Origin of the sequence: Stenotrophomonas sp. G4 (assembly GCF_003428825.1) — a bacterium.
GTDB lineage: Bacteria > Pseudomonadota > Gammaproteobacteria > Xanthomonadales > Xanthomonadaceae > Stenotrophomonas > Stenotrophomonas indicatrix.
In genome coordinates this window covers 439,639-462,184 of the sequence record NZ_CP031741.1, presented here as the reverse complement: position 1 = coordinate 462,184, position 22,546 = coordinate 439,639, and the positions used below count along the sequence as shown (strand labels likewise).

Here is a 22,546-nt window from a genome sequence, read left to right as displayed (position 1 = left end):
GAGCATGGCTCGACTCTACAAGGGCCGCGCCCCGGTAGATCCACGCCATGCGTGGATGCTCCTGCTCTTGCTTCTGCCCTACCCCGTACCCCCTTCGCGGCTGGCACGCGCGCGATCTGTCCGAGGTCGGGCGGGTGGGGTTTGCAGGGGTGTCCGCGCCATGGATGGCGCGGCCAAGCCTCCATGGACGGATTCACGGCGTCCCCTGCAAACCCCACCCGCCCGACCCATCCCATGACACGCTCTACGCTGCCAACCGCAACGCCGTTGCAGACACCCGGACGCCTCGCATGCCGCCCCTGCTGAAAATACGCACCGAGCGCGGGCAGATGTCGGCCATCGAACGCCGCATCGCCGACTTCATCCTCGACAACGCGCACCTGCTGCGCGACTACTCCTCGCAGCAGCTGGCCAGCGCGCTGGGCATCAGCCAGTCCAGCGTGGTCAAGTTCAGCCAGAAGCTCGGCTTCAAGGGCTACCCGGACCTGAAATATTCCATCGGCGAGGACGTGGCCCGTGCCGGTGCCGACCCACAGCAGGTGCCCGCCGAACCGGACATCAGCGATGACTACCTGCGCCTGGGCGACGCCCTGCGCCGCAGCAAGGCCCAGGCCGAGGAAGAAACCCGCCAGGCCAACCCACGCGAGGAGATCGAGCGCATCGTGCAGCTGCTCGACGGCGCGCCCAAGCTGTTTGTGCACGGCCTGGGTGACGACGGCCTGTACGCGCGCGAATTCGCCATGCGGCTGTCGCTGCTCGGCCTGCTGGTGGTGCCGCATACCGATCCGATCCTGATGCTGGCCAACCTGTCCGCCGCGCGCCCGGGCGATGTGCTGCTGATGTTCTCCGAGTTCGGCAAGTTGCCGCAGCTTTCGCAGCTGTCGCGCCAGTTCCAGGACATGGGCGGCAAGGTGGTGTCGATCACCCGCCACACCGCCAATCCGCTGCGCGCGCATGCCGATGCGGCGCTGGTGGTGTGCGCGCACGACCGCGCGCCGCAGGTGGCGCAGCTGCTGTACCGTAGCGCCATGCATGCCCTGCTCGACTTCCTGTTCGTGCTGCTCTGCCACGCCAATCCGGATCGCCAGCAGCAGCTGGCGATGAACCTGGAACGGATCGACCACCTGCTGGATTCCTGACCGGAGCACCCGATGAACCTGCTGCTGGCCCGCCTTGCATCTGCCGCGCTGCTGCTCGTTGCCGCAGCGGCTCTCCACGCTGCCCCGCTGGACAACGCTCGCCAACTGATCGTGGTCACCAGCGAGACCTGGGACAGCACGCAGGGCCAGCTGCAGGCCTTCGTGCGCGACGGCAAGCACTGGCGCCGGCATGGCCAGGCCTTCCCGGTGGCGCTGGGTCGCACCGGCAGTGCCTGGGGCCTGGGCCTGCATCCTGCCCAGGCCGACGGTCCGCAGAAGCAGGAAGGCGATGGCCGCAGTCCGGCCGGTGTGTTCGCGCTGGGCAGCGCGTTCGGCTATGCCATCACCCGGCCCGGCACGGCGATGACCTATCAGCCAATGCTCGAGAGCAGCTACTGCATGGACGTGCCAGCATCGCCGTTCTACAACCGCATCGTCGATGCGAAGAAGGTGGGCAGCGCCGCCATCGCCGGTTCCACCGAACCGATGCGGCTGGACCTGCACAACCAGGGCGACGTGCGTTACCGCGAAGGCTTCGTGATCGCGCACAACCCGGACAACCAACCCGGCAAGGGCAGCTGCATCTTCGCCCATCTGTGGCGCCAGCCCGGCGAGGCCACCGCTGGCTGCACTGCGATGCCAGAGGTGCGCATGCAGGCGTTGCTGGACTGGCTGCGCCCGCAGGACACGCCACGCTTCGTCCTGTTGCCAAGGGCCGAATACCGGCGCCTGCAGGCGCAGTGGAAACTGCCCGCGCTTGAAGGAGCCGTACGTTGAGCGCCGCCGACGAACCGCAACTGCAGCGCGCGGTCAGCCGCTGGCAGATCGTCGGCCTGTCCATCAACGATGTGGTCGGCAGCGGCATCTACCTGCTGCCGGCGGCCACGGTCGCCCTGCTCGGTCCCTTCAGCCTGTGGGGCGTGGTCGCCGCCGGCATCGTCGTCGCCCTGCTGGTGCTGTGCTACGCGCAGGCGGCCAGCTATTTCGATGAGCCCGGTGGCAGCTACCTGTACGCGCGCGAAGCCTTTGGCCGCTTTGCCGGTTTCGAGATCGGCTGGATGATCTGGCTGACCCGCATCAGCTCGGCGGCAGCGCTCAGCAATGCGCTGGCCGACGCCGTGGCGCGGTTCTGGCCGTGGGCAGGCGCAGGCATGGGCCGTATCGCGATCATCGTTGTCTCGCTCGGTTTCCTCACCGGGGTGAACATCATCGGCGTGCGCTCGGCCGCGCGCACCGGCATCGTGCTGGTGATCGGCAAGATGCTGCCGCTGCTGTTGTTCGTGGCCATCGGCGCCTTCTACATCGACCCGCAGCTGGCCTTCTCCGGCCAGCGCCCGGACCCGCACGACCTGCAGCGCATGGGCGAGGCGGCGCTGCTGTTGCTGTATGCCTATGCCGGTTTCGAGAACATTCCGGCCGCGGCCGGTGAATACCGCAACCCACGCCGCGACATCCCGTTCGCGCTGATCACCATGATCGTCACCGTCACCGTGATCTACGCGGCGGTGCAGATCGTGGCGCAGGGCACGCTGCCCGGCCTGGCCAACTCGGCCACGCCACTGGCCGATGCGGCCTCCAGCTTCGGCGGCGAGGCGCTGGCGCTGATCCTCACCGTGGGCGCGACCATCTCCATCCTCGGCACCAACAGCAACACGATGATGATGGGCCCGCGCTTCCTGTTCGCCCTGGCCCGCGATGGCTACGGCCCGAAGGTGCTGGCGCAGGTGCACCCGCGCTTCCGCACCCCGGCCGCGGCGATCTTCTGCCAAGGGCTGATCGCCCTCGGCCTGGCGCTGTCCGGGTCGTTCGTGCAGCTGGCACTGCTGTCGATGACCACGCGCCTGTTCGCCTACATCGGCACGGCCGCCGCAGTGCTGGTACTGGCCAAGCGCTATGCCGGCCGTCCCGGCGCGCTGAAGCTGCCCGGCGGCCCGTTGATTCCGGTGCTGGCCCTGCTGCTGTGCGTGGCCCTGTTTGCCAGTGCCAGCTGGCAGAACATCGTCGCGGCGCTGGTCGCCTTCGCCGTTGGCGGGGTGATCTACAAGCTGCCGCGCAAGGATGCCGCTGCTGATTGACCTGCCGATCACGCTGCCGGTCCGGCGCGTTAACCGGCCGATGGGCACGATCAGGCTTCGTCCACTACGGAGCCTTCTGTCCATGAGCCCCGATTACCAGATCCCCGGTCGCGTGCCGGAAGACAGCACCCCGCGCGAGGCCATTTCCGACTACTGGCGCGACCGCTACAGCGCCGAACCGTATTACGACGCCAGCCTGCTGTTCGATGACTACGAGCCGGCCTATCAGATCGGCCACGCAGCACGCTTCAACGAAACCCGCGCCGATCAGGTGATCCGCGCCTACGAACAGGTCGAAGCGGAGTTGCAGTCCCGCTGGGCGACCGAGCGCGGCAAGAGCCGCCTGGAATGGGATCAGGCCCGCGCCGCTGTCCGCCGCGGTTGGGATGAAGCCCATGTGGCCGATCCGCGGCTGACGCGCCACGGTTGAGCCCTCCAGCTGTTGACTGATGCAGCCACAGTAGCGCCGAGCCCATGCTCGGCGCCTTCTGCTGTGCAGGCCTGGGCCGGGCAGGCGCTCGGCGCTACCTCAGCCGATCATTCTTGTTCCGGCAGCGGCGGAATCGACGAAGCGCGCTTGGGCTCGGCCGCGTTGGCGGCAATCAGGTCGCGGGTGTTCTTCTGCACCGCCACCGCGCCAAACAGCGACAGCGCGAATGCCATGCCGTAGAAGCCCTTTTCGCTCAGCACCAGGGTGGCGTTCCACAGGCCGACCAGCAGCAGCAACAGCGCCGACAGCAGTGCGAACCAGCACAGCGCGTAGTACAGGCCGCTCACCGGAATGGCCTCGACGCGGTCGCGCACGCTCTTCTGCAGCGATACCGCCGCAAACAGGCCGAACAGCAGCAGGGTCAGGTAATAGCCCTTCTCGTTCAGTGGCATCTCGGCATTGAACAGGCCGACCAGGTAGGCCACCGCGCCCAGCAGCAGGGCCACCCACGAGGCGGCGATGAAGGCGGGCGAGGGTCGATGGATGAGGGGTGCGTTCATTGCAGGTCCTTGGCAGACAGGCGGGCAATGCTTTGCCCGGGCGACAACACCCTAGACGATCCGCGCCATGCCGCACAGGGGGGAGCAGGACCTTCGGGCCACGACCGTCACCGCCCCGGTGGTATACAAGGGAGAGCCTGGCCATCCGCATCCCCTTCCGCTGGAGATACCCATGACCCGCACGCCCCTGCTGCTCGCCCTCGGCCTGCTGCCGATCCTCGCCACCACCGCCTGCAACGCGGCCGGCCCTGATGCCTCTGGCCAGAAGGCCCCGGCCACCGCCGCGGCCAGCGCAGACCAACGCCCCTTCACCGCCACCGAGGTCAGCCGGTTCGACCAGCCGTGGGCGATGACCTTCCTGCCCGATGGCAGCCTGCTGGTCACCGAAAAGCGCGGCAAGCTGCAGCACCTTGACCTGGCCAGCGGCCAGAAACATGAAATCACCGGTGTGCCGAAGGTCGCCTACGGCGGCCAGGGTGGGTTCGGTGACGTCATCCTGCATCCAGATTTCGCCCGCAACCATGTGGTGTACGTCAGCTACGCCGAGGAAGGCACGCTGGACACGCGCGGCGCGGCCGTGGCCCGTGCCACCCTCGCCCTCGATGCCAACGGTGGCGGCCAGCTGAAGGACCTGAAGGTGATCTGGCGGCAGACGCCGAAGGTCAGTGGCGAAGGCCACTACGGCCACCGCCTGGCCTTCGGCCCGGACGGCAAGCTGTGGATCAGTTCCAGCGAACGGCAGAAGTTCGATCCTGCGCAGGACATGAGCGGCAACCTGGGCAAGATCATCCGCCTCAACGACGATGGCAGCCTGCCGGTCGACAACCCGTTCGCCTCGCAGGGCGGTGTGGCCGCGCAGGTGTGGTCGCTCGGCCACCGCAACGTGCTGGGCATCGCCTTCGATGCCAACGGCAAGCTGTGGGCGCAGGAGATGGGCCCGGCCGGCGGCGATGAGCTGAACCTGATCGTGCGCGGTGCCAACTACGGCTACCCGATCGTGTCCAACGGCGACCACTACGACGGCCGTCCGATTCCCGACCATGACACCCGCCCGGAGTTCGCCGCACCGAAGGTGACCTGGAACCCGGTCATTTCCCCGGCCGGCCTGATGTTCTACAGCGGCAGCCTGTTCCCGCAGTGGAAGGGCAGCGCCTTCATCGGTGGGCTGTCGTCCACCTCGCTGGTGCGGGTTGCCTTCGACGGCGACAGCGCGCGCGAGGCCGAACGCTTCAACATGGGCGAGCGCATCCGCGAAGTGGAACAGGGCCCGGACGGCGCGCTGTGGCTGCTGGAAGACGGCAGCAAGGCACGGCTGCTGAAGCTCACGCCGAAGGCCTGATGGCCGGGTGGTGCCGGCTGCTGGCCGGCACCTGCAGGAGCCCTGGTTGCCGGCCAGCGGCCGGCACCACCGATCTGGAACGGCCCTGCATACGGGGCCGTTTTCGTTACTGGATGGTGCCGACCTTCACCTCGGTGCGCGTGCAGGCCTTGTCCAGGCACTGGCCGGTCAGCCAGACCTGGCCATCGCCGATCATCACGCCCTGCTGGTTGACGAACACCGTGCCGAAGTCCTGCGCGGACACCGCCTTGACCACCGCCGGGGTGATGATCTTTTCGTAGTTGCGCTGGAATTCACCGGGCCCGGTGATCTTCCTGCCATCGCTGATGTTCAGCGGGAAACGCACTTCTTCAACCACCGCCGCGCGATCGCCACCGACCACTGCGGTCTTGAAGGCAGTGAATACTTTTTCATACTGCGCCGCATCGCCGAGCAGCGTCTCGATGCGCGCGCGGGCGTCGTCTGCCGCAGGTGCTGCGGGGTTGGCAGCATCGGCCGGCGTCGCAGCCGCATCCTTGGCGTGCTCCGCCGCAGCCTGTGGCGCGGCGACGGCATCGGGCGTGGTGCTGGCGGCCGCCTCGGCCGGCGTCGCGCCCGTCATCGGCGGAGGCGCATCGGCGGCAGGTTCGGGCGGCGGTGCCGGCTGCGAGCACGCTGCCAGCAACAGGACAGGAACAAGGTAGGCCATCGTACGCATGCGCGGTCTCCATCGGATCAGGCTCCGATGGTAGCGCCGGGCCGTGCCCGGCGTGTTCGCCATGGGTGAGGACACCGGCCATGGCCCGGCGCTCCTCATTGCCAGTAGATCCACGCCATGCGTGGATGCTCTACCGATCAGGCGCTCAGCAGCTCGAACTGCACCGCGTCACCGGCCATCGACGAGGCGCACACCCACACGTCGAACAGGCCCGGCTCGGCACGCAGCACGCCGTCGCGGCCGGTGAATGCCAGCTGTTCACGGGTCAGGGTGAACACCACCTCGGCCGACTCGCCCGGCTGCAGGGCCACCTTGCGGAAGTCCTTCAGCTCGCGTACCGGCCGCACGCGGCTGGCCACGCGGTCGTGGATGTACAGCTGCACCACTTCCTCGCCGGCCACGCTGCCGGTATTGGTCAGCGTGGTGGTCACGGTCAGGGTGTCGTCCCAGCCGACGCGCGCACTGCTCAGCTGCGGCACGCCGTAGGCGAAGGTGGTGTAGCCGATGCCATGGCCGAACGGGTACAACGGCTCGTTCGGAATCTCGCGCCAGCGTGCCTTGAATTCCGACATCGTCGGCAGTTCCGGGCGACCGGTGCGCGGGTGGTTGTAGAAGTACGGCTGCTGGCCGGACACCTGCGGGAAGCTGACCGGCAGGCGGCCGGACGGGCTGTAATCGCCGAACAGCACATCGGCCACGGCATGGCCGGTCTGCGTGCCCAGGTACCAGGTGATGGCCACGGCATGCGCATTGCGCACCGCGCCCTGCAGGGCCAGCGCGCGACCATTGCGCAGCAGCACCACCAGCGGCTTGCCGGTCATCGCCACCGCTTCGGCCAGCGCCTGCTGTGCCGGCGGCAGGGTGATCTCTACGCGCGACTGCGCCTCGCCGCTGTAACGCTGCGGCTCGCCCAGCGCCAGCACCACCACGTCGGCGCGCAGCGCAGCGGCCACGGCCGCCTCGGTGCCACCGGCAATGGCGGCTTCCAGTTCGCATCCCGGCACCACTTCCAGCAGCGCGTCATCGCCGATGGCCGCGCGCACGCCGGTTTCCAGATCCACGTAGCGCTGCTTGTCGCCGAACAGCGTCCAGCAGCCTTCGATGTTGTCGCGGTCCTGCACGAACGGGCCGATCAGCGCGATCTTCTGCCCGTTCTTCTGCAGCGGCAGCACGTTGTCGCGGTTGTTCAGCAGCACGATCGAACGGCGCGCGGCATCGCGCGACAGTTCGTCATGGGCGGCGATATGGGAGGTATCGGCTTCACGCGCCGGGTCCAGCGAACGGTACGGGTCGTCGAACAGGCCGATGGCTTCCTTCAGCCACAGGATGCGGCGCACGCCTTCATCCAGCACGCTCATCGGCACCTCGCCGCTCTCCACCAGGCCCGGCAGGTGCTCGGCGTAGAAGCCGCTCTGCATGCTCAGGTCCAGGCCTGCGGTGAACGCCTTGGCGGTGGCATCGCGGTCGTCGGCGGCATAACCGTGCGCGACCAGTTCCATGTCGGCGGTGTAGTCGGAGATCACCACGCCCGGGAACTTCCATTCACCGCGCAGGATGTCGGTCAGCAGCTCGGCGTTGGCGCTGGCCGGCACGCCGTTGATGTCGTTGAACGAGGACATCACGGTGATCGCGCCAGCGTCGAAGGCCGCCTTGAACGGCGGCAGGTGCACATCGCGCAGGGTCTGCGGCGAGATGTCCACCATGTTGTATTCCATGCCGGCCATCACCGCGCCATAGGCGGCAAAGTGCTTGGGCGTGGCCAGCAGCGAGTCGGCGGCGCGCAGGTCGCTGCCCTGGAAGCCACGCACGCGGGCGGCGGCGAAGGCACAGCCCAGTACCACGTCCTCACCGGCACCCTCGGCACCGCGGCCCCAGCGCTGGTCACGGGCGATGTCCACTGCCGGTGCGTAGGTCCAGTGCAGGCCGGCAGCGGTGGCTTCAACCGCAGTGGCGCGCGCGGTGCGCTCGGCCAGGTCCGGCTCGAAGCTGGCGGCCTCGCCCAGCGGAATCGGGAACACCGTGCGCATGCCGTGGATGACGTCGGCCGCCAGGATCACCGGGATGCCCAGGCGGCTCTCCTCTGTGGCGACCTGCTGGATGCGGCGGCCGAGCTCGGCGCCGACACCGTTGAACAGCGAGCCGACCTTGCCCTCGCGCACCTGCTGCAGCACCTGGTCGGCATTGCGCACGTTGGCTTCCGGGTTCACGTCCGGGGCGAACGGGCGGACCATGTCCGCGAAGACACCCAGCTGGCCGACTTTTTCCTCGACGGTCATCTGGGCAATGAGGGATTCGATGCGATCGGAGGCCACCGGCAGTCCTTGATGAAAACGTTTACAAGCCCGGCATTCTAGCGATCCCGGACGATTTGGCGAGAGGTTTCGTCATTCAGTTTCAGCCACCAGCCGGATCCGTACGGTCCGGCCGGGGGCATCGCAGCTTACTCCGAGCCGGCCAACTGGCGCTGCCCGGCCATCAACATCGCGTCGCTGGACGCCTGGAACACCCGCAGGCCAAAGGCGGGAAGGATCGCCAGCAGGTGGTCGAAGATGTCCGACTGCACCGCCTCGTATTCGCCCCAGGCGGTGCTGCGGGTGAAGCAGTACAGCTCCAGCGGCAGGCCTTCGGTGGTCGGCTGCAGCTGGCGCACCAGCAGGGTCATATCGGTATGGATGCCCGGGTGGCTGGCCAGATAGCGCTCCACGTAGGCGCGGAAGGTGCCCAGGTTGGTCACCCGGCGGCTGTTGACCTCGGCCACGCCCTGCTCGCGCAGGCGCCCGTTCCACTGGCCCAGCTCCTGCTGCTTGCCGCGCAGGTAGTCGCCCAGCAGGGCGAACTGGCCGAGGAAGGCCAGGTCCTGTTCCTCCATGAAACGCACACTGTGCTGGTCCAGGAACAGCGCGCGCTTGATCCGGCGGCCACCGGCCTCCTGCATGCCGCGCCAGTTCTTGAACGACTCGGTCACCAGCTTCTTGGTCGGGATGGTGGTGATGGTCTTGTCGAAGTTCTGCACCGTCACCGTATGCAGGGCGATATCGATGACATCGCCGTCGGCATTCTGGCTGGGCATCTCGATCCAGTCGCCGATGCGGATACGCCCATCACCACTGATCTGCACGCTGGCCACCAGCGACAGGATGGTGTCCTGGAAGATCAGCATCAGTACTGCGGTGGCCGCGCCCAGGCCGGTGACCAGGTAGCGCAGGTCGACACCGGCGAGGGTGGCAACGATCGACAGCCCGGCGATCACGAAGATGATGATCTTGGCGACCTGCAGGTACCCCTTGATCGGCTTGTTGCGCGCCTCGGGGCGACGTTCGTACAGGTCGTTGGCCGCATCCAGCGCATGCGACAGCGCCAGCACCACGGTCAGGATCGCCCACGCCTGGCAGGCACCGATGATGAAGCCGACCAGACCCGGCGGCAGGTCCGGCACGATACGGATGCCCGAGGCGATCACCTGGCTGGGCACCACGTTGGACAGCCGCGAAATGACCCGCATCAGATGGCTGCCGCGGCCGGTATCGGCGCCGGGCAGGCGGTTGAGCAGGCGACGCAGGCCACGCAGCAGGATGCGCTTGGTCACCCAGTTGGCCAGGCCGGCGGCAACCAGCAGCGCCGAGATCATCAACGCCAGGTAGGCGCCAGGATAGGGTTCCAGTGTGTTCTGCAGCTTTTCCAGCCACTGTACCGCCACCACTGCGTCCACCATCGGTTGTCTCCTTCTCCATTGCTGTTGAGGTTGCCGGCCAGCGGCCGGCACTACCGGGGGTTGCCAGCCGACGGCCGGCACTACCGGCGTGTCAGTCCCGCGAGCGTTCGATGATCACGCCGACCGCGCGTGCACCGCGCACCGCCCCTGGCTTGCTCAGCTTCAGGCGCAGCCACTTCACGTCGAACTCGTCCAGCACGATCTGCGCGCAGCGCTCGGCCAGGGTCTCCACCAGCCCGAATTCCGATTCGCGCACGAACTGCTCCAGGCGCTTGCTGACCGCCTTGTAGTTCAGGGTATGGGCAATGTCATCGCTGGCGGCCGGGCGACGGTTGTCGAACCCCATCTCCAGATCGAACACCAGGTCCTGGCGGATCCGCCGCTCCCAATCGTAGATGCCGATCAGGGCGTCGATCGTCAGCCCTTCGATGAAAACCTTGTCCATTGCGGTTACCAGCCGGAAAACAGGTGGCCATGGTAACGGGACGGCAGTGAGCCTGCCCGGAACGGAGGCGGGCCGCCGGGCATTCGCAAGGTCTGGAAAAGACAAAGGGCCCTGCTAGCGGGGCCCTTTGGTACTACCGTTTTGTCCCCGGGGGGAGCTTTCTCAAGCCGCGTGTCCCGGTGGCGCAGGCACTGAGGTTAGGCAAGGACCCAATCGCCGGTCAAGGCCAATTGCGACAAAGCAACTCACGGAATTCGTCCGAGCCGAAACACAGGAAATCGGTCACGCAGGCAACGGCGTTCCCCGATGGTGATCGCCGCCGTCTCTGGCCAGCATCGACCCTTCCTTCACCACCGCACATCACGATGGCTGCATACGATGCATTGAGGCGCGCTCTGTCAGCGGAGCGCCTGTCGACCTACGAGAGAATTGCATCGGCCTGCAGCCCGGGTGTCACCGCCGAATCCCTGTACCTGTGGAACATGCGGATGTGCGGTGCGCTGATGATGCCGGTGCATCTGTGCGAAGTTGTCATCCGCAACGCAGCCGCATCGGCGCTGGCCCGGCAACATGGGCCTCGATGGCCGTGGAATGATGCCTTCCGACGCAGGCTGCCGGCATCTTCATCCGCTTCGGCGAGAACCGCACTGGAACTGGTCACCGGCCGTACCACCGACACGCCCGAGATCGTCGCCAACCTGCCGATGGTTTTCTGGCAGCAGCTCTTCACCTGCCGCTTCGACGCTTCGCTGTGGATACCAGCACTCAGCGGCGTTCTACGCCATGCGCCTTCGGCCCATCCCAGTGTCACCAGGAAAGCCATCCACGCAGATATCGGACGCATCCGCCACCTGCGCAACCGCATCGCCCACCACGAACCGATCCTTGAGCGCGACATCGGCGCCGACCTGGCCGCGATCGGGCGGCTGATCCACGCCCGGTGCCCGCACACGCTGGCATGGCTGCAGCGCCATGAACGGGCGACGACGGTATTGGCGGCGTCGCCGTTGGCAGGGCGCCCATGATGCGTCCGCCGGGCATGGCCCGGCGCTACCGTTTGCGGGGCTTCACACCGCCGGCAGCGTGGCCATGTCCCAGCGCGGGGTGACGTCCACCTTCGGCGGGCTGTGCTGGCCCGCCAGCAGGCGCAGCGCGCCGGCGAAGGCGATCATCGCGCCGTTGTCGGTGCACAACGCCGGCCGCGGGAAGCAGGCGCGGCCGCCGAGGCGCTCGGCCATCTGCTGCAGGCGGGCGCGCAGGCGCTTGTTGGCACCCACGCCGCCGGCCACCACGATCACATTGGTGCCGGCCGCTTCCAGCGCGCGTTCGCACTTGATGCACAGGGTCTCGACCACGGCGTCTTCAAAGCCACGGGCGATGTCGGCGCGGGTCTGCTCGCTCTGGTCGCTGTCGCGCCAGGCCATCAGGACCTGGGTCTTCAGGCCGGAGAAGCTGAAATCCAGGCCCGGGCGATCGGTCATCGGCCGCGTGAAGCGGTAGATGCCCGGCGTGCCCTGCTCGGCCAGCGCGGCCAGCTGCGGCCCGCCCGGGTAAGGCAGGCCCATCATCTTGGCGGTCTTGTCGAAGGCTTCGCCTGCGGCGTCGTCCAGGGTTTCGCCCAGCAGCCGGTACTGGCCGATGGCATCAACGGCCACCAGCTGGGTATGGCCACCGGACACCAGCAGGGCCACGAACGGGGCCTGCGGCGGATCGTCTTCCATCAGCGGCGCCAACAGGTGACCTTCCATGTGGTGCACGCCCACGGCGGGGACCTCCAGCGCCCAGGCCAGCGACCGGGCCACGCCGGCGCCCACCAGCAGCGCCCCGACCAGGCCGGGGCCGGCGGTGTAGGCCACCCCGTCGATGTCGTTCACGCCAAGCCCGGCCTCGGCCAGCGTCTGCCGGATCAACGGCAGCAGCTTGCGCACGTGGTCACGGCTGGCCAGTTCAGGCACCACACCGCCGTACTCGGCGTGCAGGGCGATCTGGCTGTAGACCGCATGGGCGCGCAGGGCAGCGCTGCCGGTCAGGTCGGTGTCATACACCGCCACGCCGGTCTCATCACAGGAAGATTCGATGCCAAGGACTCGCATGCCTGCTATTATGACGCCCCTGCCAACCCCTCGGGGGAACTGGCAGGTCTTACTGCAATCCAACAACTTGCCCCTATTCAGGATTTGTGGCTTGCAGTTTGTTTATTCGCCACTATAATGTGCGGCTCGCCGGGCGTGACCCGGTTCTACTGTGTCCCGGAGATTCCATGCCCAGCGTCAAAGTCCGCGAGAACGAACCCTTTGAGTTTGCTCTTCGCCGCTTCAAGCGCACTTGCGAAAAGGCCGGTGTGCTGGCCGAAACCCGCAAGCGCGAGTTCTACGAAAAGCCGACCCAGGAGCGCAAGCGCAAGGCCGCCGCTGCTGTGAAGCGTCAGCTGCGCCGCTCGTCGCGCGACGTTACCAAGCGTCAGCGCCTGTACTGATCGGACGCATCTTCATTGCGGTGGGCATTCCCTGCCGCGATGGAGTCGAAGCCGGCACGCGCGAGCGTCGCCGGCTTTTTGCGTTTCCGGGCCCGGGCATCCGCCCTGCCCCACTACCACCACGAGGTTCGTCATGAGCATGAAGCAGCAGCTCACCGAAGACATGAAGGCCGCCATGAAGGGCGGCGAGAAGCACAAGCTGGGCGTCATCCGCCTGATCAACGCGGCCATCAAGCAGAAGGAAGTCGACGAGCGCATCGAGCTCGACGACACCGCCGTGATTGCGGTGCTCGACAAGATGGTCAAGCAGCGCAAGGACTCGGTCAGCCAGTTTGAAGCGGCCAACCGCGAAGACCTGGCGGCCATCGAGCGCGCCGAAATCGTGGTGATCGAAGCCTATCTGCCGGCCAAGATGGGCGAAGCCGAGATCGTCGCGGCCATCCAGGCGGCCATCGCCGAGACCGGCGCCAGCAGCGCGGCCGACATGGGCAAGCTGATGGGCGCGCTGAAGCCCAAGCTGGCCGGCCAGGCCGACATGGGCCTGGTGTCCAAGCTGGTCAAGCAGGCGCTGTCGTAAGCGACGCCTGACCCGGGTCCCTTCCGCACTGCGAAGGGACTGCGGGACGCGCTCCTGCGCACCTGCTTCACCGCGTCTTCGACGTGGTGCTGCTACAACTCCGGCATGGTTGATCCAACGTCCCACGCCCCCGAAGACCGCGCGCCGCACGGCGGCCCCGCGTCCCTGCACAAGTACATCAAGCGCCTGCAGGACAGTTTCCCGATGGCCGTCGTCAAGCGCTTCGTCGAAATCGACGTGCTGACCCAGGCCGCCTCGGTTTCCTTCTATGCCCTGCTGTCGATGGCGCCGCTGCTGGTGCTGCTGCTGTGGCTGACCGCCTCGCTGTATCCGCCGGCACAGCAGGCCCTGGTCGACCAGATCAGCTCGGTGGCCGGCAGCAGTGCCGCGACCGTGGCCGAAACCGTGCTGAAGAATGCCGACAACCAGCCCGACGTCGGATCGCTGGCCGGGCTGTGGAGCACGCTGCTGCTGTTCGTTGGCGCCACTGCGGTGTTTGCCCAGTTGCAGAACGCACTGAACCTGATCTTCCGCACCAGCGGCGAACGCCTGGAGGGCATCAAGGCGTGGCTGCGCAAACGCGTGTTCTCCTTCGGCGTGGTGCTGGCGCTGGGCTTCCTGCTGATCCTGTCGATGACCGCCACCACCGTGCTGCAGGTGGCCTTTGCGCAGCTGCCCTCGATCCTGCCGGCCATCGGCTACCTGACCAGCCTGCTGCTGTACGCGGTCGGCTTCGCCTTCATGTATCACTACCTGCCGGACCGGCGCGTGGCGTGGCGCCAGGCCTTCATCGGCGGCCTCATCACCTCGGCGCTGTTCGCACTCGGCCGCTATGGCATCGGCGTGTACATCGCCACCGTCGCACCGGGCAGCGCTTACGGCTCGATGGGTGCGCTGGTGATCTCGCTGGTCTGGATCTACTACGCCACCGTGGTCTTCTTCGTCGGCGCGCTGATGACCGCGGTGATCGATGAACGCCTGCGCGCACGCCATCATCTGCTCGCTGCCGGCATCGACCCTGGCACTGCGGCGAACGCGCCCGGGAACGTGGCCGGCAAGGGGTAAACTAGGGGGACTGACTTCCCCCTTCCGCGTGGCTGCCGCCGCGCCCTGCCTCGTTGCCCATGGCCCGTATCCCCGACGCTTTCATCGACGACCTGCTGGCCCGCTCCGACATCGTCGAGGTGGTGGGCAGCCGCGTGCCGTTGAAGCGCCAGGGCAAGGAGTACGCCGCGCGCTGCCCGTTCCATGACGAACGCTCGGCCTCCTTCACCGTCTCGCCGACCAAGCAGTTCTATCACTGCTTCGGCTGCGGCGCGCACGGCACGGCCATCAGCTTCCTGATGAACTACGACCGCCTCGAGTTCCTCGACGCGGTGGATGAACTGGCCAAGCGTGCCGGCATGGAAGTGCCGCGCAGCGAGAACCCACGCAGTGCCCAGCAGCAGGATGACAGCCGCGAGCTGTATTCCGCGCTGGACGCGGCAGCCAAGTTCTTCCAGAAGAACCTTGAGGGCAGCGAGAAAGCCCGCAGCTACCTCGACGGTCGTGGCGTGGATGAAGAGAACCGCGCGCGCTTCCAGATCGGCTATGCGCCTGATGGCTACAGCGGCCTGCGCGATGCACTGGGCAAGGACGAGCGGCGGATGAAACTGCTCGACCGCGCCGGCCTGTTCTCCAAGAACGACCGCGGCCACGTCTACGACAAGTTCCGCGACCGGGTGATGTTCCCGATCTTCGACCGCCGTGGCAGGGTGATCGCCTTCGGCGGGCGCGTGTTCGAGAAGGATGACGGCCCCAAGTACCTCAACTCGCCCGAGACCGCGCTGTTCCACAAGGGCCGCGAGCTGTACGGCCTGTGGCAGGTGCGCCAGGCCAACCAGAAGATCGAGCGCTTGATCGTGGTCGAGGGCTACATGGACGTGGTCTCGCTGTTCCAGTTCGGCGTCACCCAGGCGGTGGCGACGCTGGGCACGGCGACCACGCCGGACCATGCCGAGCTGCTGTTCCGCAACGCGCCGGACGTATTCTTCTGCTTCGACGGCGACGCCGCCGGCCGCCGCGCCGGCTGGAAGGCGCTGGAATCGGTGCTGCCACGCATGAAGGACGGCCGCCAGGCCTTCTTCCTGTTCCTGCCCGACGGCGAAGACCCGGACAGCATCGTGCGCAAGGAAGGCGCCGAGGCCTTCGACGAACGCCTGAAGCAGGCCACGCCGCTGTCGCAGTTCTTCTTCGACGAGCTGACCCGCGAGATCAACCTGGGCACGCTGGATGGCAAGGCACGGCTGGCCGAGCGCGCCAAGCCGATGCTGGCGCAGATTCCCGATGGTGCCTTCGGCGACCTGATGAAGCAGCAGTTGGCGCAGCTGACCGGCCTGGGCGGCAACGCGCAGGCCGGCCGGCCGCAGATGCCGCAACGCGCCTCGCCGCGCACGATCCAGCCGGCGGCCAAGCGCAGCTTGGTGCGTGGCGCGATCGCCGTCCTGCTGCAGCAGCCATCGCTGGCCCTGACCCTGGGCGGCAAGCACCACTTCCAGGGCCTGCGCCTGCCCGGCGTGGAGCTGCTGCTGGAACTGCTGGGGCTGGTGGAACAGCGCCCGGACATCAGTACCGGCGCCCTGCTGGAGCATTTCGACGGCCGCGAAGAACAGGCCTCGCTGCACACCTTGGCCGCGCAGACGCTGGCGGGCGATGAAGCGATGTGGACGGTGGAACTGCATGACGCGGTCGGCCAGCTGGAGAAGCAGCTGCTGTTCCAGCGGATCGACGACCTCAACGCCAAGCAGCGACAACAGGGTCTGGACGATACTGACAAGTACGAGATGCGCGAGCTGCTGAAGGCCCGCGCCAATCTGCGCCTGTAGCGGCAGAGCACATCCCCGGAGAGAGCATGCTGCTGCGCCTGACCTGCCTGCTGTTGTTGTCGCTCTGCCCGGTCCTGCCGGCCTGGGCTGCGGACCCTGTCCTTGCTGAAGTCCGCCCCGGCCTCTACGCCGGTGGCCAGCCCACGGCCGCGCAACTGCGCGAACTGGCTGCGCAAGGCGTGCGCACGGTGATCGACCTGCGCCAACCCGATGAAGATCGCGGCTTCGATGAAACACGCGAGGCCGAAGTGCTCGGCCTGCGCTATGTGCGCATCCCGGTAGCCGGCGCCGAGGGCCTGGATGCCACCAACCTGCGCGCCGTGCACCAGGCGCTGCAGCAGAGCCAGGGGCCGGTGCTGCTGCACTGCGCTTCCGGCAACCGCGCCGGTGCCGTGCTCGGCCTCGTCAACGCACGCTACGAACACGCCAGCCGGAACAGGCGCTGCAGCTGGGCCAGCGAGCCGGCCTGAAGTCGTTGGAAGCGGCCACCCGCGAGCGTCTGGCGATTCCTTCTTCCACCCCTGATTCCCGGGGTAATCCCCCGCACCAAGGAGCCCATCCACCATGACCCGCTGGTGGTCGCGCCTGCGACCGGACAACTTCACCCTCGCCCTGCTGTGCACCGTCGGCCTGGCCTCGCTGCTGCCGATGAAAGGCGCCGCCGCCCTGGTGCTCGACGATGTCACCACCGTCGCCATCGCCGCGCTGTTCTTCCTGCATGGCGCGCGCCTGCCGCGCGAATCGATCATCGGCGGCATGCTGCACTGGCGCCTGCACCTGACGATCCTCGCCTGCACCTTCATCCTGTTCCCGCTGCTGGGGCTGTTGTTCAAGCCGTTGTCCGGCTGGCTGCTGACACCCGAGCTGTACCTGGGCGTGCTGTTCCTGTGCACCCTGCCCTCCACCGTGCAGTCGTCCATCGCGTTCACCTCGATGGCGCGCGGCAACGTGCCGGCGGCCGTGTGCAGTGCCTCGCTGTCGAGCATCCTCGGCGTGTTCCTCACGCCCCTGCTGCTGACCGCACTGGCCGGTACCTCCGGCGGCGTGCATGACCCGCTGCATGCCATCGGCGGCATCATGCTGCAGCTGCTGGTGCCGTTCGTGGCCGGCCACCTGCTGCGGCCGTGGATTGCCGGCTGGGTGGAAAAGCAGCGCGCGCTGCTGCGCTACACCGACCAGGCCACCATCCTGCTGGTGGTGTACTCGGCATTCGGCGAAGCGGTTACCGAGGGGTTGTGGAGCAAGACGCCGCTGCTGTCGCTGCTGGCGGTGGCGGTGGTGTCGGCGGTGCTGCTGGGCATCGCCATGCCGCTGATCACCTTCATCGCCCGCCGCCTGCGCTTCAACCGCGAAGACGAGATCGCCATCGTGTTCTGCGGCTCGAAGAAGAGCCTGGCCACCGGCGTTCCGATCGCCAAGGTGCTGTTCGCCGGTGGCAGCCTCGGCGCGATCGTGCTGCCGGTGATGATCTATCACCAGATCCAGCTGATCGTCTGCGGCGTGATCGCGCAACGCTATGCCAAGCGCGCGCCCTGACCTGTGGAACATCGCCGGGCATGGCCCGGCGCTACCGGACGCGGTGGTAGCGCCGGGCTATGCCCGGCGGCGTCACCCCGTCACAACCAAGGCAGGATCCAGTGGTCCACCAGCAGGAAGGCGAACAGCGCCATCAGGTAGACGATGGAGTAACTGAACATCTTCATCGAGAACAGCTCGTCCGGCGGGTTGAGCATGCGCCAGGCGTACCAGAGGAACACCGCGTTGAGCACGACCGCCCCGCCCAGGTAGAACGCTCCGCTCATGCCAACCAGGTACGGCAGCAGGCAGACCAGCGCCAGCACCACCGAGTACGCCATGATCTGCTTGCGGGTGTGCACCACGCCATGGGTGACCGGCAGCATCGGGATTTCCGCCTTGGCGTAATCCTCGCGACGGAAGATCGCCAGCGCCCAGAAGTGCGGCGGCGTCCAGATGAAGATGATCAGCACCAGCAGCGACGAGTACGCCCAGTCCGACTGCCCCTGCATGCCGGTCACCGCCGCCCACCCCAGCATCGGCGGCATCGCACCGGCCAGACCACCGATGACGATGTTCTGCGAGGTCGCACGTTTCAGGTAGACGGTGTAGATCACCGCATAACCGATCAGCGAGGCGAAGGTCAGCACCGCGGTGATCCAGTTCACCCACAGCATCAGGATCGCCATCGACAGCACGATCAGCACGCCGGCGAATACCAGCACCTGCCACGGCTTGACCTTGCCCACCACCAGCGGACGCCACGAGGTGCGCGCCATCTGCGCGTCGATGTGCGCATCCAGCAGCTGGTTGATGGCTGCAGCGGCGGACGCAGCAAGCCAGATGCCGAGGAAGCCGAGCAGGCCGGCACGCACCTGCTCCCAGCTGGGCGCGCCGGGAATGGCCAGGACCATGCCGACCAGGGCGGTGAAGACGATAAGGGCGACGACCTTGGGCTTGGTCAGGTCCCAGTACTGGCGATAGTTGGAAAACATGGGATCAGTCCGGGGCACGCAGGCGGGCCAGCAGGCTGACCAATACAAACAACAGGGCAACGGCAACGCCGTTGTGCGCCACTGCCACTTCCAGTGGCAGCGCCAGCTTCACGTTGAGGATGCCGAGGGTGACCTGCAGCACCAGCAGCGCAACCAGGGCCGAAGCCCAGCCGCGCATGCTCGGCAGCCGGAACAGGCGCAGGCCCAGCCACAGCAGGTAAAGGGCAACGACGATGGCAAACAGGCGATGGGCCATCTGGATGGCGATGCGCGAGGCACCGTCGAGCACGCCGCCTTCGTAGTCCACACCGATACCGCGCCACAGGGTGAAGCCTTCGGCGAAGTTGTGCTGTGGCCACCACTGGTTGGCGCAGCGCGGGAAGTTGTCCAGCGAGGCGCTGCCGCCGCCGCATGCCAGCGCCGCGTAGTTGGCGCTGACCCAGCCACCGAGCGCGATCTGGGTGACCAGCACCGCCACGCCAATGCGCAGCAACCACTTCAGCTTCGGCGCCTCGGCCAGGGTGATCGGCATGTGCGTGGCACGCCAGGCCATCCACACCAGCAGGCCGAACATCAGCATGCCGCCCAGCAGATGCCCCATCACCACGATCGGCTTGAGCAGCAGGGTCACCGTCCACATGCCCAGCAGCGCCTGGAAGATCACCACCGCCAACGTCAGCAGCGCAGCGCGCGCCAGGTCGATGTTGCTCCAGCGCAGCGCCGCGATCAGCAGGATGGCCTCGCCGACCAGCGCCAGCGCGCTGGCGGTTCCATGCCAGCCCATCATGTACAACGGTATGCCCGCGGCCACCAGCACGCAGGCGGTGACCACCGCCGTGCTTCCGAAACGCCGCTTGCGCGTGGCCAGCAGGGCCAGGGTCAGGATCTCGATGCCGAGCGCGCCGGCCAGGAAGCGGTGCACCTGCTCACGCCAGGCCTTGTGTGTTTCCAGCGGACGGATCTCCGCTGCCGGGTGGCCGATGGTCTCTTCCACGTGCTGCGGCCAGGTTGCCTGCCCATAGCAGGTCGGCCAGTCCGGGCAGCTCAGGCCGGCATCGGACAGGCGCACGAAGGCACCGAACATGATCGTGCTCGCGGTCATGATCATGGCGAACCACGCCAGGCGGTGGAAATTGCGGTGCAGCGCCGGACGCGCGGAAAGGCTCATCAAACGGGACTCACTTCAGTTTCAGCAACGTGGCCATGTCCTTGCGCAGGCCGCCGAGATCGCTCCCGGGGGCATGACGCATGATCACGAAGCCGTTCGGATCGATCACGTAGACCGGCAGGCCCGCCGGATCATCGACGCCAGGCAGCGCCGCGCGCAGGGCTGGCGCCGGGGCCAGCGGCCGCAGCGCGGGCAGCGAGGCGATCGACGCCGGTGGCGTTCCCAGCCACAGGATCTCGACATTATCGGCGTTATGGCCGAACAGCTGCCACACCTTGCCCAGTCCCTGCGACAAAGTGACGCACTGCGCGTCGCAGGCTCCGGCCGGGGCCACCAGCAGGCGCCATGTGCGCGCCTCGGGGTTCCAGGGGTAGGCCGCGCCATTGGCCAGCGTCGGCGGTTGCTGGCGCAGATCCACCGGCGGCTTCAGCAATTGCCCTGCATTGCGGTGCGCGGTTGGCTGCCAGCCGGAGAAACGCAGGAGGGCGGCCAGCGCCATCGCCCCGAAGAAAACGGCGAACAGCAGCACCAGGGTCCGGCGGCCGTTGCCGCGCGCCTGCGGGGAGGTAGCAGTGTTCATGCGGGGCATTTTCTCATGGTTGGGAAAGGGATGCCGGCCAGCGGCCGGCACTACCGGGCAACGGGCCGTCTTCTGCGCCATTCCAGCACCAGCGCCACCACCAGCACGGTCAGCGCCAGCCCGAACCACTGCACGGCGTAACCCAGGTGGCGCTGCGGCGGCAGCGTGTTCGGCAGCAGGTCGAGATCGCGCTCATCGCCGAACGGCAGCGCCGGGTCCAGCCGCAGCACGCGTTCGGGCAACGATGGCAGGCCCAGTGCCGCAGCCAGGCCATCGGCCGGAAGGCGACTGGCCAGCCAGCGCCCTGCAACATCGGTGGTAGTGAACGCCGGCCCCAGCGCCAGCCCGGACGAAGGGGGCGGCGCCAACAGGCCTCGCACGGCCACCGGCGACGGCGGTGCCGGCACCACCGGCAACCTGCGGTCCGGCGGCAGCGCGCGCCAGCCAAGGTCCACCAGCAACACGCTGCCCGCATCGCTGCGGAACGGACGATAGATCTTCACTCCGGCGCGGCCGTGGCGGGTCTGGTTGTCCAGCAGTACCACGCCCGGCAGGAAGCGACCGTGATCGGCCACGCCATGCAGCGCGCCCTGCGCCGCCAGCGCCTGCGCCAACGGCAGCGCCTGCGCCACGGCTGGCCCCTGTGCATCCAGCAACGCCTGTTTGGCCTGCATCCGCTGCAGCTGCCACAGCCCCAGCGCGGTGAATCCGGCCATCGCCAGCAACGCCATCAGCCAGCCGATCAGGCGCGTGTGCTGGCGCATCATGACAAGTCCGCGCAAACGCGGTCAGATAGGCACATCCACCCTGCCCTCGAGCCGCGCATGAGTGATTCGCTGAAGACCCTGCTGGTAATCGCGTTTCTGATCGTCATCGTCTGGAATCTGGGCGCCGGCCTGTATTACCTGCTGGTGGACCGCGGCCAGACCAAGCGCACGGTCAATGCACTGACCCGCCGCATCGGAGTGTCGGTGGCGTTGATCGTACTGGTGATCGTGAGCATCTACATGGGCTGGATCAAACCGCACGGCATCGGCGGCTGACGCCCCATCAGACCAGGCAGCGCCGGCGGCTGACGCTGCCGACGCCTGCGCGGTCAAAGCACGTAGACGAACAGGAACAGCATCAGCCACACCACGTCGACGAAGTGCCAGTACCACGCGGCCGCTTCAAAGCCGAAATGGTTGTCGCGGCTGAAGTGTCCCTTCGCCGACCGCAGCCACATCACGATCAGCATGATCGTTCCCAGCAGCACGTGTGCGCCGTGGAAGCCGGTCAGCATGAAGAAGGTCGAACCGTAGATGCCCGAGCCGAGCGTCAGGTTCAATTCCTTGTAGGCGTGGATGTACTCCTCGGCCTGTAGGGTCAGGAAGCCCAGGCCGAGCAGCACGGTCAGGCCCAGCCAGATCAACAGCTGACGGCGGTTGCCCGCCTTCAGCGCATGGTGGGCGATGGTCAGGGTCACGCCCGAGGTCAGCAGGATCAGCGTATTGATCAGCGGCAGGCCCCAGGCCGGGATCGTCTGGAACGCGCCACCGATCGCTGCCGGGCCATTGGTCGGCCAGCCGGCCGAGTAGCCCTGCCACAGCAGCTCGTTGGTCATCACCCCGCGCCCTTCGCCGCTCAACCACGACAGGCCGAGGTGGCGGGTGTAGAACAGGGCACCGAAGAAGGCACCGAAGAACATCACTTCGGAGAAGATGAACCAGACCATCCCCATCCGGAACGAACCATCCACCTGCCGGTTGTAGTTGCCGGCCTGCGACTCGCGCACCACATCGCTGAACCACCAGAACAGGGTCAGCACCAACATCGCCACGCCGATGTAGAAGGTCCAGCGGCCCCAGCTGGCGTCATTGAGCCAACTGGCCACGCCGACCATGGTCACCATCATCGCAATGGAACCGACGAACGGCCACTTGCTCTGGGCCGGGACGAAGTACACGTTGGCGTCGGTAGGTGTCTGGGCCATGG

At 67.3% G+C, this 22,546-nt stretch carries 23 protein-coding genes and 1 pseudogene; 13 read left to right on the top strand and 11 right to left on the bottom strand.

The window, feature by feature from the left end; genetic code table 11:
• The first annotated feature begins 290 nt into the window (after positions 1-290).
• The 4 genes from D0Y85_RS02080 to D0Y85_RS02065 all read left to right on the top strand — a co-directional run bounded on the left by D0Y85_RS02080 (position 291) and on the right by D0Y85_RS02065 (position 3,644).
• Positions 291-1,139 (top strand): MurR/RpiR family transcriptional regulator, encoded by an 849-nt coding sequence (locus D0Y85_RS02080; protein WP_117309357.1) that lies wholly within the window; start codon positions 291-293, stop codon positions 1,137-1,139.
• Positions 1,140-1,151: 12 nt separating this feature from the next.
• Complete coding sequence (locus D0Y85_RS02075) at positions 1,152-1,916, top strand: L,D-transpeptidase family protein (RefSeq protein ID WP_117309356.1); 765 nt, start codon at positions 1,152-1,154, stop codon at positions 1,914-1,916.
• The gene (locus D0Y85_RS02070) at positions 1,913-3,214 is read left to right on the top strand and encodes an amino acid permease (protein WP_117309355.1); all 1,302 of its coding nucleotides are present in this window, start codon (positions 1,913-1,915) and stop codon (positions 3,212-3,214) included. Before D0Y85_RS02075 ends, D0Y85_RS02070 begins: the two co-directional genes overlap by 4 nt.
• Positions 3,215-3,296: 82 nt before the next feature.
• Complete coding sequence (locus D0Y85_RS02065) at positions 3,297-3,644, top strand: hypothetical protein (protein WP_025878246.1); 348 nt, start codon at positions 3,297-3,299, stop codon at positions 3,642-3,644.
• Positions 3,645-3,751: 107 nt separating this feature from the next.
• Here the strand turns inward: D0Y85_RS02065 and yiaA are convergent, their stop codons facing one another.
• A complete protein-coding gene (gene yiaA, locus D0Y85_RS02060) occupies positions 3,752-4,204 on the bottom strand; it encodes an inner membrane protein YiaA (protein WP_025878247.1) in 453 nt (150 codons plus the stop codon).
• A gap of 172 nt (positions 4,205-4,376) precedes the next feature.
• Between yiaA and D0Y85_RS02055 the strand changes: the two genes are divergently transcribed.
• Positions 4,377-5,543, top strand: coding sequence for a PQQ-dependent sugar dehydrogenase (locus D0Y85_RS02055; RefSeq protein ID WP_117309354.1), 1,167 nt, complete (start codon positions 4,377-4,379; stop codon positions 5,541-5,543).
• 106 nt (positions 5,544-5,649) lie between these two features.
• On the opposite strand, the gene D0Y85_RS02050 is transcribed toward D0Y85_RS02055, so the two are convergent.
• From D0Y85_RS02050 to folB, 4 genes are all read right to left on the bottom strand, one after another.
• Entirely contained in the window at positions 5,650-6,240 is a 591-nt protein-coding gene (locus tag D0Y85_RS02050; RefSeq protein ID WP_117309353.1) for a hypothetical protein, read from the bottom strand.
• A gap of 137 nt (positions 6,241-6,377) precedes the next feature.
• Positions 6,378-8,552: a glycoside hydrolase family 3 N-terminal domain-containing protein gene (locus tag D0Y85_RS02045; protein ID WP_117309352.1), complete on the bottom strand. Its 2,175-nt coding sequence runs from the start codon at positions 8,550-8,552 to the stop codon at positions 6,378-6,380.
• A gap of 128 nt (positions 8,553-8,680) precedes the next feature.
• Positions 8,681-9,952, bottom strand: a complete 1,272-nt coding sequence (locus tag D0Y85_RS02040) for a mechanosensitive ion channel domain-containing protein (RefSeq protein WP_059065752.1) — start codon at positions 9,950-9,952, stop codon at positions 8,681-8,683.
• Positions 9,953-10,043: 91 nt separating this feature from the next.
• Positions 10,044-10,397: a dihydroneopterin aldolase gene (gene folB / locus D0Y85_RS02035; RefSeq protein ID WP_025878255.1), complete on the bottom strand. Its 354-nt coding sequence runs from the start codon at positions 10,395-10,397 to the stop codon at positions 10,044-10,046.
• 365 nt (positions 10,398-10,762) lie between these two features.
• Here folB and D0Y85_RS02030 point away from each other — a divergent pair, with 365 nt between their 5' ends.
• Positions 10,763-11,422: a hypothetical protein gene (locus D0Y85_RS02030; RefSeq protein ID WP_032952052.1), complete on the top strand. Its 660-nt coding sequence runs from the start codon at positions 10,763-10,765 to the stop codon at positions 11,420-11,422.
• A 42-nt stretch (positions 11,423-11,464) separates the two neighbouring features.
• Here the strand turns inward: D0Y85_RS02030 and tsaD are convergent, their stop codons facing one another.
• Positions 11,465-12,490, bottom strand: a complete 1,026-nt coding sequence (tsaD, locus tag D0Y85_RS02025; protein WP_117309351.1) for a tRNA (adenosine(37)-N6)-threonylcarbamoyltransferase complex transferase subunit TsaD — start codon at positions 12,488-12,490, stop codon at positions 11,465-11,467.
• Between the two features lie 167 nt (positions 12,491-12,657).
• Between tsaD and rpsU the strand changes: the two genes are divergently transcribed.
• The 6 genes and pseudogenes from rpsU (at position 12,658) to D0Y85_RS01995 (ending at position 17,850) form a co-directional block, all read left to right on the top strand.
• The gene (gene rpsU / locus D0Y85_RS02020; RefSeq protein ID WP_002808376.1) at positions 12,658-12,873 is read left to right on the top strand and encodes a 30S ribosomal protein S21; all 216 of its coding nucleotides are present in this window, start codon (positions 12,658-12,660) and stop codon (positions 12,871-12,873) included.
• A 133-nt stretch (positions 12,874-13,006) separates the two neighbouring features.
• Positions 13,007-13,450 (top strand): GatB/YqeY domain-containing protein, encoded by a 444-nt coding sequence (locus D0Y85_RS02015; RefSeq protein ID WP_032975623.1) that lies wholly within the window; start codon positions 13,007-13,009, stop codon positions 13,448-13,450.
• A 105-nt stretch (positions 13,451-13,555) separates the two neighbouring features.
• Entirely contained in the window at positions 13,556-14,515 is a 960-nt protein-coding gene (locus D0Y85_RS02010) for a YihY/virulence factor BrkB family protein (protein ID WP_051501539.1), read from the top strand.
• A 59-nt stretch (positions 14,516-14,574) separates the two neighbouring features.
• Positions 14,575-16,314, top strand: a complete 1,740-nt coding sequence (gene dnaG, locus D0Y85_RS02005; RefSeq protein ID WP_117309350.1) for a DNA primase — start codon at positions 14,575-14,577, stop codon at positions 16,312-16,314.
• Positions 16,315-16,340: 26 nt separating this feature from the next.
• Positions 16,341-16,882: pseudogene (locus D0Y85_RS02000) on the top strand (protein tyrosine phosphatase family protein).
• Positions 16,879-17,850 carry a bile acid:sodium symporter family protein gene (locus D0Y85_RS01995; RefSeq protein WP_117309349.1) on the top strand — a complete coding sequence of 324 codons (972 nt, stop codon included), beginning with the start codon at positions 16,879-16,881 and terminating at the stop codon, positions 17,848-17,850. Before D0Y85_RS02000 ends, D0Y85_RS01995 begins: the two are co-directional and overlap by 4 nt.
• 80 nt (positions 17,851-17,930) lie before the next feature.
• Here the strand turns inward: D0Y85_RS01995 and cyoE are convergent, their stop codons facing one another.
• From cyoE to D0Y85_RS01975, 4 genes are read right to left on the bottom strand one after another with little or no spacing between them, the layout of a single operon-like run.
• Positions 17,931-18,824 (bottom strand): heme o synthase, encoded by an 894-nt coding sequence (gene cyoE, locus D0Y85_RS01990; protein WP_117309348.1) that lies wholly within the window; start codon positions 18,822-18,824, stop codon positions 17,931-17,933.
• 4 nt (positions 18,825-18,828) lie between these two features.
• The gene (locus D0Y85_RS01985; RefSeq protein ID WP_117309347.1) at positions 18,829-19,992 is read right to left on the bottom strand and encodes a COX15/CtaA family protein; all 1,164 of its coding nucleotides are present in this window, start codon (positions 19,990-19,992) and stop codon (positions 18,829-18,831) included.
• A gap of 10 nt (positions 19,993-20,002) precedes the next feature.
• Positions 20,003-20,572 carry a hypothetical protein gene (locus D0Y85_RS01980; protein WP_117309346.1) on the bottom strand — a complete coding sequence of 190 codons (570 nt, stop codon included), beginning with the start codon at positions 20,570-20,572 and terminating at the stop codon, positions 20,003-20,005.
• A 50-nt stretch (positions 20,573-20,622) separates the two neighbouring features.
• On the bottom strand, positions 20,623-21,339 hold the full coding sequence (locus D0Y85_RS01975; RefSeq protein WP_025878288.1) for an SURF1 family protein: 717 nt from the start codon (positions 21,337-21,339) through the stop codon (positions 20,623-20,625).
• Between the two features lie 57 nt (positions 21,340-21,396).
• On the opposite strand from D0Y85_RS01975, the gene D0Y85_RS01970 reads away from it, so the two are divergent.
• Positions 21,397-21,615, top strand: coding sequence for a twin transmembrane helix small protein (locus D0Y85_RS01970; protein ID WP_010484233.1), 219 nt, complete (start codon positions 21,397-21,399; stop codon positions 21,613-21,615).
• A gap of 53 nt (positions 21,616-21,668) precedes the next feature.
• On the opposite strand, the gene D0Y85_RS01965 is transcribed toward D0Y85_RS01970, so the two are convergent.
• A complete protein-coding gene (locus D0Y85_RS01965) occupies positions 21,669-22,544 on the bottom strand; it encodes a cytochrome c oxidase subunit 3 (RefSeq protein WP_117309345.1) in 876 nt (291 codons plus the stop codon).
• Positions 22,545-22,546 lie beyond the last annotated feature (2 nt).

What these genes read in the sequence shown, in the direction of transcription:
- D0Y85_RS02080 (WP_117309357.1), top strand. Translation starts at nt 291, where the DNA reads ATGCCGCCCCTGCTGAAAATACGCACCGAGCGCGGGCAGATGTCGGCC.
- D0Y85_RS02075 (WP_117309356.1), top strand. Translation starts at nt 1,152, where the DNA reads ATGAACCTGCTGCTGGCCCGCCTTGCATCTGCCGCGCTGCTGCTCGTT.
- D0Y85_RS02065 (WP_025878246.1), top strand. Translation starts at nt 3,297, where the DNA reads ATGAGCCCCGATTACCAGATCCCCGGTCGCGTGCCGGAAGACAGCACC.
- yiaA (WP_025878247.1), bottom strand. Translation starts at nt 4,204, where the DNA reads ATGAACGCACCCCTCATCCATCGACCCTCGCCCGCCTTCATCGCCGCC.
- D0Y85_RS02055 (WP_117309354.1), top strand. Translation starts at nt 4,377, where the DNA reads ATGACCCGCACGCCCCTGCTGCTCGCCCTCGGCCTGCTGCCGATCCTC.
- D0Y85_RS02050 (WP_117309353.1), bottom strand. Translation starts at nt 6,240, where the DNA reads ATGCGTACGATGGCCTACCTTGTTCCTGTCCTGTTGCTGGCAGCGTGC.
- D0Y85_RS02040 (WP_059065752.1), bottom strand. Translation starts at nt 9,952, where the DNA reads ATGGTGGACGCAGTGGTGGCGGTACAGTGGCTGGAAAAGCTGCAGAAC.
- folB (WP_025878255.1), bottom strand. Translation starts at nt 10,397, where the DNA reads ATGGACAAGGTTTTCATCGAAGGGCTGACGATCGACGCCCTGATCGGC.
- D0Y85_RS02030 (WP_032952052.1), top strand. Translation starts at nt 10,763, where the DNA reads ATGGCTGCATACGATGCATTGAGGCGCGCTCTGTCAGCGGAGCGCCTG.
- tsaD (WP_117309351.1), bottom strand. Translation starts at nt 12,490, where the DNA reads ATGCGAGTCCTTGGCATCGAATCTTCCTGTGATGAGACCGGCGTGGCG.
- rpsU (WP_002808376.1), top strand. Translation starts at nt 12,658, where the DNA reads ATGCCCAGCGTCAAAGTCCGCGAGAACGAACCCTTTGAGTTTGCTCTT.
- D0Y85_RS02015 (WP_032975623.1), top strand. Translation starts at nt 13,007, where the DNA reads ATGAGCATGAAGCAGCAGCTCACCGAAGACATGAAGGCCGCCATGAAG.
- D0Y85_RS02010 (WP_051501539.1), top strand. Translation starts at nt 13,556, where the DNA reads ATGGTTGATCCAACGTCCCACGCCCCCGAAGACCGCGCGCCGCACGGC.
- dnaG (WP_117309350.1), top strand. Translation starts at nt 14,575, where the DNA reads ATGGCCCGTATCCCCGACGCTTTCATCGACGACCTGCTGGCCCGCTCC.
- D0Y85_RS01995 (WP_117309349.1), top strand. Translation starts at nt 16,879, where the DNA reads ATGACCCGCTGGTGGTCGCGCCTGCGACCGGACAACTTCACCCTCGCC.
- cyoE (WP_117309348.1), bottom strand. Translation starts at nt 18,824, where the DNA reads ATGTTTTCCAACTATCGCCAGTACTGGGACCTGACCAAGCCCAAGGTC.
- D0Y85_RS01985 (WP_117309347.1), bottom strand. Translation starts at nt 19,992, where the DNA reads ATGAGCCTTTCCGCGCGTCCGGCGCTGCACCGCAATTTCCACCGCCTG.
- D0Y85_RS01980 (WP_117309346.1), bottom strand. Translation starts at nt 20,572, where the DNA reads ATGAACACTGCTACCTCCCCGCAGGCGCGCGGCAACGGCCGCCGGACC.
- D0Y85_RS01975 (WP_025878288.1), bottom strand. Translation starts at nt 21,339, where the DNA reads ATGATGCGCCAGCACACGCGCCTGATCGGCTGGCTGATGGCGTTGCTG.
- D0Y85_RS01970 (WP_010484233.1), top strand. Translation starts at nt 21,397, where the DNA reads ATGAGTGATTCGCTGAAGACCCTGCTGGTAATCGCGTTTCTGATCGTC.
- D0Y85_RS01965 (WP_117309345.1), bottom strand. Translation starts at nt 22,544, where the DNA reads ATGGCCCAGACACCTACCGACGCCAACGTGTACTTCGTCCCGGCCCAG.